The sequence below is a fragment of the Microbacterium paulum genome (assembly GCF_015707995.1).
Classification (GTDB): domain Bacteria; phylum Actinomycetota; class Actinomycetes; order Actinomycetales; family Microbacteriaceae; genus Microbacterium; species Microbacterium paulum.
Window position 1 is genome coordinate 1 of record NZ_JAAGRY010000090.1, and the last position, 9,152, is coordinate 9,152.

3 protein-coding genes and 2 pseudogenes are annotated in these 9,152 nt (G+C 74.6%); all 5 read right to left on the reverse strand.

What is annotated here, in order from left to right; genetic code table 11:
• Positions 1-671: pseudogene (locus G3N18_RS14905) on the reverse strand (transglutaminase domain-containing protein); the annotation flags it as partial.
• On the reverse strand, positions 668-2,023 hold the full coding sequence (locus G3N18_RS14910; RefSeq protein ID WP_196385054.1) for a DUF58 domain-containing protein: 1,356 nt from the start codon (positions 2,021-2,023) through the stop codon (positions 668-670). The pseudogene G3N18_RS14905 and the gene G3N18_RS14910, both read right to left, overlap by 4 nt.
• A gap of 16 nt (positions 2,024-2,039) precedes the next feature.
• A complete protein-coding gene (locus tag G3N18_RS14915; RefSeq protein ID WP_196385055.1) occupies positions 2,040-3,005 on the reverse strand; it encodes an AAA family ATPase in 966 nt (321 codons plus the stop codon).
• Complete coding sequence (locus tag G3N18_RS14920; protein ID WP_196385056.1) at positions 3,002-8,953, reverse strand: Ig-like domain-containing protein; 5,952 nt, start codon at positions 8,951-8,953, stop codon at positions 3,002-3,004. Before G3N18_RS14920 ends, G3N18_RS14915 begins: the two co-directional genes overlap by 4 nt.
• Positions 8,953-9,152: pseudogene (locus G3N18_RS14925) on the reverse strand (hypothetical protein); the annotation flags it as partial. The gene G3N18_RS14920 and the pseudogene G3N18_RS14925, both read right to left, overlap by 1 nt.

Here is a 9,152-nt window from a genome sequence, read left to right on the forward strand (position 1 = left end):
CGCAGCCGTACCCCGCTCGAGCGCGCCGCGGTGCGGAGTGCCCGCACGCGCGCGTCGCGCGTGCGCCAGGCGAGCCACAGCACTCCCGCCGCGAGCGATCCGAGACCGACGGCGGTCTCGACGGGTGCGAAGAGCGTCATCGGCCCGAGCGCGAGCGGCGCGCTCACTTCGGTGCGTCCGAAGAGCAGCCCGAACCCCGTCATCGCGATGCCGACCGCGACCGCGAGGGCGGCGAGCGCGTCGGTGCGCCAGGCGAGCAGCAGCGCGAGCGCCGTGCCGACAAGGAACACCACGAGGGCGGGCACGAGCAGGTTGCGGTAGGAACCCACGGGCAGCTCCACCGTGAGCAGGTCTTTCCAGCCGACGACGAGGCCCGCACCGAGCTCGCCGAGGCCCTGCACGAACGACGCGGCGTCGGCCCTGCGCCCGGGCACCGCGAGCGGCACGCCCGCGACGAGCAGTGCCGCAGCGAGGAGCCCCACGGTCACCCAGCCACCCGCGCGGCGGAGGGCCGGCACGAACGTCACGAGCGCCGCGACCGCGGCGCCCAGAGCGGATGCCACGACCACGAGCACCAGGAACGCACCGGAACGGTAGATCGGCCACGCCGCGACGGCCGCGAGCACCACGACCACCGCGACGTACAGCGAACCCGCGACGATGCGCCTCATGAGGTCGCTCCCCGGAGCAGCAGTCCGGCGAGGTCGTCGAGCGTGCCGACCGTCACGACGGTCAGAGCTCCTACGACCTGCGTGCGCGGGTGGGCACGTTCGTCGCAGACGACGGCCACCACCGAGGCATCCGCCGGGAACGCGAGCGCGGCTTTGCGGAGCGCCGCGAGGCCGACGTGCGACCCCGTGACGAGCACGGCGATCGACAGTCGGTCGTTCGCCTCGGCGGCCAGGCGGCACACGTCGGCGAAGGCCATCGTGTTCGCGAAGCGCTCGACGCCGCTGAACCCGTCGAGGAGGGCGCGGGGGCTCGCCGTCGGGATGTGCCGGATGGCGCGCAGGCGGCCGCGGACGACGCGCGGGATCTCGGCACCGACGACGATGTCGAGGTCGCGCGCGTCGTGCACGGCACGGACGGCGAGCGAGGAGGCGGCGCTGACGGCGAGCTCGAACTCGGCATCCGTGCCGTATTCGGCCGCCGCGAGTCCGAGCACGACGGCCATGCGCGAGCGCCGCGACTCTTCGTACTGGCGCACCATGAGGCGGCCGGTCTTGGCCGTCGACTTCCAGTGCACCTGACGCCGCGAGTCGCCGGGGGCGTACTCGCGGATCGCGTGGAAGGACATGTCGGCGTCGACCAGGCGCGTGGTCGGGCTGCCGTCGAGATCGCGGATGAGGCCGGCACTCCCCGAAGGGACGGGCACGGTGCGCGGATGCACGTACAGCTCGTGCGCGTCGTCGAACGCGTGCTCGCGCCGGAGCAGCCCGATGGGGTCGGAGCGGACGGTCGTCGCGGGCCCGATGCGCACGATGCCGCGCGGCTGCGGCGGCAGTTCGAGTACGTGCTCCGAGACCGCCCCGGCGCGCAGCATCGGCACCCCGAACTCGACGAGCCCGGCCCCGACGGGCACGTCGATGCGGCCCGGCAGCGCCGCCCGGCGGCCCGCGTTTCGCACCGAGACGGTCGCGCGCACGCCGTGCCCTGCGACGATGCGCTCGTGCCCGAGGGCGAGGTCGACCGCGTAGGTGCGGGCCTGGAAGAGGAACGGCACGCTGAGGGCCAGCAGCACGAGCGCGGCGACACCGGCGACCATCGCCTCGACCCACCCGAAGGCGAGGCCCGCCCCGAGCCCGACGGTCGCGGCGACGAGGGCGAGCACGCCCGCCGGCCGGATCGTGCGGCGGCACCAGCGCGCGGCGGCGACGACCCACGCCCGAAGCGCCGTCCACGCCCGCGAGGCGCGCACGGCGGCGCCGACGAGCGCGCGCCCGCGCACCGAGGTGACCTCGGTGCGCTCACCGGTGAGGGTGCCCGCCGAGGTACGGGTGAGTCGGGTGTCGCCGAGGGTCATCGCTGCTCTCGCCCGTTCACGGCGCGTCTTTGCGCGTCGGCGGGGTGACGTCGAGCAGCACCTGCCCGATGACGGCCTCGGGGGTGACCCCGTCGAATTCGGCCTCGGGGTGCAGGATCAGCCGGTGCGCGAGCACCGCGACGGCGAGCCGCTTGACGTCGTCGGGGGTGACGTAGGTGCGACCCTGGGCCGCCGCGTGGGCGCGGCTCGCGCGCGTCAGGGCGAGGGCGCCGCGGATGCTGACGCCCAGGCGCACCTCGTCGGCCGAGCGGGTCGCGTCGACGAGGCGGGCGATGTAGTCGAGCACGAGCGCGTCGACGTACACGTCGGTGGCGAGCTCGGCCATGCCGGCGAGCGCCCCGGGCGTGATGACGGGGGCGAGCTCGTCGATCGGCGCCGCCGCCCGGCCGAGGATGCGCACGGTGGCCGCGTGGTCGGGGTAGCCGAGCGAGGTGCGCAGCAGAAACCGGTCGAGCTGCGCCTCGGGCAGCCGGTAGGTGCCGGCCTGTTCGACGGGGTTCTGCGTGGCGATCACGAGGAACGGCTTTCCCACGGCGCGGGTGACGCCGTCGATCGTGACGCGCCCCTCCTCCATCACTTCGAGCAGCGCCGACTGCGTCTTCGGGCTCGCCCGGTTGATCTCGTCGGCGAGCACGATGTTCGCGAAGATCGGTCCCGCGTGGAAGTCGAACTCGCCCGTCTTCTGGTCGTAGACGGTGATGCCGGTGATGTCGCCGGGCAAGAGGTCGGGGGTGAACTGGATGCGCGTCGTCGTGCCCTGCACCGACTGCGCGACGGCGCGGGCGAGCGAGGTCTTGCCGGTGCCCGGCACGTCTTCGAGCAGCACGTGACCCTCGCTGAGCATGGCGGTGAGCACGAGCTCGACGACGTGGCGCTTGCCGAGCACCGCCCGCTCGACGTTGTCGGCGAGGGCCGAGAAGGTCTGCGCGAACCAGGTCGCCTGTTCGGTGGTGATCGTCATGGGTTGGTGGCTCCGTCGGTGGGGGGAACGGGGGTGCAGCGGGCAGACAGAGTCGCCGTGGCCGGATCGAGGCGCCAGCCCGTCGACGACCAGTCGACGGTGACGCGGATGCCTTCGACCCGGGTGGCCGTCGCGGGAACCTTCCAGGGGTCGGTGCCGGGGTCGAGCCGCGTGCCGGCGTCGTCGTAGTACGCGATCGCGGTGTCGTCGAAGGTGACCGCGGCGCGGTCGCCGCTCGACCGGCCGGTGCGGGTCAGCTCGCTGCCGCCCGTGCAGGCGCCGAGCGACCACGTCGCCTGCACCTGCGTGGGGGCGCTGCCCGGCGCAGGGGTGACCGCGCCCCACGCCGACTGCCACCAGCCCGACACGTGCTCGTAGCGCACGCGGATGCCGGGGTCTGTGTCGAACACGGTGCTCCCCGGCCAGCCCGAGAAGGCCGCGACGTTGTCGTTCGGCAGGGCTTCGGGCGAGGTGGGGGCGGTGTCGATCGTCCAGCTCGCGCGGCCGCTCTCGAGGTGCGCGGTGGGCCCGACGACGAAGGTGTAGCCGCGCGGGGCGTCGCCGCTCTGCACCGCGCGCACCTCGCCGTCGACCGTCGCGCGCCCGAACAGCGCGCCGCCGAACCACGACTCGACGCACAGCGTGAACGTGTAGGCCTGTCCGTCGCGGAGCCCCCGGAACACCGCCCGGTCGCCGGTCGGGGTCGCCTGGCAGGTCTGCCCCGCCGCGACGATGCCGTAGCGCGTCGCCGCGCCGTCGCCGCCGGGAGCGGCGGTGCCCGTCGCGGTCACGTCGACCCGGCCGCCGCCCACGTTGACCGGGCTGAGGGTCAGCACCGGGTTCGTGGGCGCCCCCACGCCGTGCGCGGCCACGACGATCGACCCGATCGCAGGGCCGCCGAGCCCCGGCGGCGCGTCGAACCGCGAGACCGGGGTGACGGTGACCCCGGTCGAGGTGTTCGCGCCGACCCGGAAGGTCGGTACCGTCACGGTCTGCTGGTTCACCGCGACGGGCACGGTGATGCTCTCCCCGGCGGGACTCGAGATCTGCAGGGCACGGGTGTCTGCGGCGTCCACGCCGGTGAAGGTGAGCGCGGCCACTCCCCCGTCGGCACCGGCGACGACGGGGGTCGCCGTGGCGGTCGCGGGCGCGGCGGGCGGGTCGTAGGCCCAGGCGGTCGTGCGCACGGCGGTCTGCGAGGGGCCGACGGCGTTGACCGACACGACCTCGTACTGCCGCTGCTCGCCGTTCGGCGCGTCGACCGCGGGGCACACGCCCTGCGGCGTGCACGTGGTCACGCGCGTTCCGCCGTACCGCACCTCGAATCCGGTGACCGCGGGGTACGACGTCTGCGCGGGGCCCGGGTCGACGCGGAGCGTCAGGCTGCCGTCGGCGTAGGCCGACTGGGCGACCGAGGCGGGGGCTCGCGGAAAACCCTGCAGGTCGATCGTGACCGACCCGTCGCGGCCGGCCGCACTCTGCCGGCCCTGCGCGTCGCGCACGGTGAAGCGCGCCGAGCATGTGGCACCGGGGGCATCGCTCGCCCAGCTCGCGACGATGCGCGAGGCGGAGGCGACGGCGAACGTGACCCCGACGCACGTGCTCGTCGGGGTGACCGACACGACCTGCAGCGGTGTGCCGGGCAGCGGGTTGACCTCGCCGGCCGCGCCGACCACGTCGACGGCGCACGAGGAGCCTGAGGCCTGACTGCACGTCTGCGTGAGCTGACCGCCCTGCGGCAGCGTCGAGGGCGCGGCCCCCACCCGCAGGCTGATGCGCGCGGGCGTCACCCCGGGGTGGCTCGTGACCTCGACCGTGACACCCTCCACCGCGCCGGGGGCGGCGTTGTCGGCGGCGCGCACCGTCAGCTGCGTGCCGTCGAGGGTGAGCGTGAAGGATGCCGCGGTGCCGGCGATCCGGTACTGGATCGCCTCGGCCGCGCCGCGCCACGTCGTCATCGCGGTCAGGTCGTACACGTACGTGTCGCCCGGGGCGACCTCGAGCGACGCCGGCGCGAGGGTCGGCTGCGGGGTGAGCGGGGTGACGGCCACCGGGATCGCGAGCACGGTCCACGCGTCGCCGCCGACGAGCCGCACCGGCACGAGGCAGGCGTCGGTCCATGGCGCTCCCGCGCCGGCGGTGTACCGGATGCCGGTCCCGGTGGTCGCGGCGCAGGTCGCGGGGGGCCGCGCCCCGGCGGCCCGCACATCGGGGCCGCCGATCTCGAGCGACCGCCCGCGCGGCACGGCGACGAGGCTCGCGACGTCGGCGTCGGCCTGTCCGTTCTCGGGCGCGGTGATCGGGGCGATGCCCGCTTTGAGCGACAGCGCTCCCTCGGCCGCGGCGGGCACGCGCACGAAGGCGTAGGTGGTGACGGGGCCCGAGGCGGCCTGCCCGGTCACCGAGAACGGGATGATGCGCGCCGCGTCGCCGGGTGTCGCGATGATCCTGCTCCCCGAGACGCGGACGCCGGCGGGTGAGCCCCAGAGCCCGACGACGAGGTCGGTCGCGTCGCCGCCCGACCAGAGCACTTTGCCGCTCAGCACGTCGACGCCGGTCTCGAGGTCGTCGCGATCGGCGGCGGTGAGCACGGTGTCGGAGACGACGGGAAAGTCGGGCACGCGCTGGGCGACGACCTTGACGACGAGGAGCCCCCGCGCGGTGTTGCCCGACGACGATTCGACGTCGTAGAGGAACGCCATGGTGCCGGGCTCGGCGCCGGCCTCGATCGTGACCGTGTCGTCGGTGACGCTCTCGATGCGACCGGCCAGCCGCGCGAACTCGTCGGTCGGAGTGCCGTCGAGGGCGAGCTCGGGAACGTCGGGGCGCACGCGCGCGAGGGTCAGGGTGCCCTGCATCGGGTCGATGTCGTTCGCGAGCGGGTGCACGCGCACGACGTTTCCCGCACCCGCTTGCACGTGCACGTAGTCGGTGTAGGTCACGGGGCTCGGGTTCGCCTCGCCGCTGAGCACGCCGACTCGCACCGTGCCGTCTCCGGTCGCACCGAACGCGTCGACGACGCGATAGGTGAAGGCATCCTGCCCGCTCACCCCCGCGATGCTCGTGTAGACGATCGAAGTGCCGTCGGCCGAGATCGCCGCCGACCCGTGCGCGGGTTGGGTGACGATGCTCGCGAGCTGCACGACGTCGCCGTCGGGGTCCATGCCGAATCCGTCGAACGGGATCGTAGTAGACAGTCCGCTCGCCACCCGCCCCGACAGCCGGCGGGGCAGCGGGTCGCGGTTCGCGTCGGAGCCCTCGACCCGCACGTGCACGGTGGCGACATCGCCGAGGGCGGGCGACCCGGTCGTGAACGCGCGGTACGAGACGGTGTACTGCCCCGCGGTCTCGGGGGCGAGGTAGCGCAGCACGTCGCCCGAGGCGAACGCGAGCGCTTCGGGGGTCGACGATTCGATCGACTCGGGATCGAGCCGCGGCAGGCCGCCCGCCGCGGCGACGTCGTTGTTCAGCACCGGGATGTCGATCTGCGACCCGGCCCGCACGACGACCGAGTCGTCGACCGTGATCGGCGCCGCCTCGAGCGCCGCCGGCAGCAGGTAGACGGTCGCTTCGCCGACGACCGATGCCCCCGCGTCGGCGGTGCCGTCGCTGACCGTGTACGAGACGGTGCCGAGCAGACCCGACGCGCCGCTCGCGGTCGAGCCCGACACGCGCAACTGACTCTGGCCGACGGCGTCGCCCGTGAGCGACGACCCGGTCGCGGCGTGCACGACCACGTCGCTCAGCAGCAGCACGCGACCCGTCGGGTTCGAGACGGCGGCGAGCACGTCGACGGTCGCATCGGCCTGCGGGCGCACGAACGCCACGACCGGCGAGGTCGCGAGCTGGGCGGGTACGTCGGCGGCGAGCAGGGTGATGCGCGCCGTACCGGTCGCCTCGCGGCCACCCGCCGACACCGTGACGGCGACGCGGTACGCGCCGGGCGAGGTCGCCGCGAAGTCGAACTGGGTCGTGCCGCCCACGACGGTGGCGGTCGCCGCCGCGTCGTCGAGCACGCGCGCCGCCGTGACGGTGACATCGCCCGCCGTGCCGGTGACGTGCGGGGCGACGTCGACGCTCACGCGCGAGCCCGCCGTGTCGACCACGGCGAACGACTGCACCTGCGGCTGCGCGTCGCCGACCACCCGCACCGAGAGCGTCTTCGTCGTGGTCGCGCCCCGCGCGTCGCCGACGGTCAGCGTGATCGCGGCGAGCTGCTCGCCGCCGTCGCCCGTGTCGGCGTGCTGGAAGACGACGGTGCCCTCGGGCGTCGCCGCGACCTGACCGAGGGCGGTGTCTTCGACCGCCGACAGCAGGATCACCGGGTCGCCCTCAGGGTCGACCCAGTCGCCCAGCACCGGCACGCTCACGGTGCCGCCGGGGACCACCTCGGGCCGCGGCCAGTCCTGCTGGCATCCCTCCATGCCGCACCACTGCGGTGCGGAGTTCTCGTCGTCCGCCGCCACGCGCAGCGTCACGGTCGCGGGCGCAGACATCAGCCCGTCGGCGGTCGTGCCGTCGGTGACCGCATAGCTGAACGTGGCCGAGCCCGAGGCATCCGCCGCCACGCGTACCGCGAGACGCTGGCGGTCGTCGGTGAGCGTGAGGGTGCCGAAGGCGGGGTCGAGGCCCTGCACGGATGCCGGGTCGATCGCGAGCACGTCGTCGTTCGGATCGTGGTCGTTGAGCAGCACGGGCAAGGTCACGAGCGCGCCTGCCCGCACGCCGAAGCTGTCGGCGACGGCCACCGGCGGCCGCGGATCGATCACGGCGGGCGGCTCCTGCTCGGTCGCCTGCGGCGCCGTCTGCACCGGGTCGTCGAGATCCCAGTCCTGGCTCGAGGGCACGAGCGCGCCGTCGGGCACGCGCCACACCCACCCCGATCGGGCGTCGTTGAGCACGAGGTCGTCGCCCGCGTCGACGAACACCGGCCGTCGCTGCGTGGGCAGCGCCGCCCCCGCGTAGTCGAGGCTCACGTCGCCCGCCGCCGAGTCCCACAGGGTTCCCGGACCCTGCCCCTCGGGCAGCCACGCGGCATGCACGTCGCCCGCACGCACGACGGGCCGCGCCGGCGTGCCGCGCGCCGTCGTGCGGTCGCCGAACACGCGTTCGGCCGCCGCATCGCCGGTCGGCACCCGCACGAGCCCCGTCTCGTCGGCGAGGTACACCGCGTCGCCGTCGGGGTCGGTGCGCGAGACGGCGACCGTGCCGTTCGTGCCCGCCGAGGCAGCCTGCGCGTGCGACCAGTACCTGCCGGTGCCGGGTTCGACGAGCACCCACTCGTCGCCCGCAGCGGTGAGCACGGGCGAGGTCGCGTCGGCGGCGACCCGGTCGGTGCGCTGCACGGCGGTGCTCGCGATGTCGACCCGCACGACCGTGCCGGCCGCGGCGGAGTAGCTGAACAGCTCGCCGCGCGCGTCGACGGCGATCGCGTCCGACGTGTAGGCGGGCGACGAGGCATCCGGAGTGTTGCTCCCGCCGCCTGCGGCCGGATCGATCTGGGCGACCGAGCCCGTCGACAGGCGGCCCGCGAAGACGGCGCCCGCGTCGGTGCGGTAGGCGACGAAATCTCCCGCGGTGTCGACCTCTTCGGTGCCGGGGGGCGCGGCCTGAGCCGTGCGCAGCCCCTCGGCATCGAGATCGACGGGCACCGCGTCGTCGATGCGCACGACCTTCGCGTCGCTGTCGGTGAACATGTACGACCCGGTCGGGGTCGCCGCGATGCGGCTCGGGTTGCTGACCGTGCGCACCGTGTCGAGCTCGTCGATCGCCGTGTTCACGCGGGCATAGCGCAGCCCGTCGGCCTGCAGCACCCACGCCGTCGTATCGCGCGGCGGGGTCTGCTGCGCATCGAGGCCCGGCCACACGATGCTGATGCCTGCGACGACAGCGATCGCCGCGCCCGCCGCGATGAGCGCGGTGGCGGCCGGCGTGAGCCGCCGCGGCATCAGCGCAGTCCCGAGCCGAGCACGACGACGATCAGCGCCACGGCGGCGACCGCCACGACGCCCGCCACCACCGCGAGCACCCACGGCCACACGCGACGCGCCGACCCGGGCGGGGTGGTGACGCTCTCGTCTTCGTCGCGGCGCAGGCGCGTGGCATCCGTCGGCCCCTCACGCCGCGCCGACGCGCGACGGCCCTCGT

Excerpts from the sequence above, each read along its gene's own strand:
- G3N18_RS14915 (WP_196385055.1), bottom strand. The coding sequence starts at position 3,005 with ATGACGATCACCACCGAACAGGCGACCTGGTTCGCGCAGACCTTCTCG.
- G3N18_RS14910 (WP_196385054.1), bottom strand. The coding sequence starts at position 2,023 with ATGACCCTCGGCGACACCCGACTCACCCGTACCTCGGCGGGCACCCTC.
- G3N18_RS14920 (WP_196385056.1), bottom strand. The coding sequence starts at position 8,953 with ATGCCGCGGCGGCTCACGCCGGCCGCCACCGCGCTCATCGCGGCGGGC.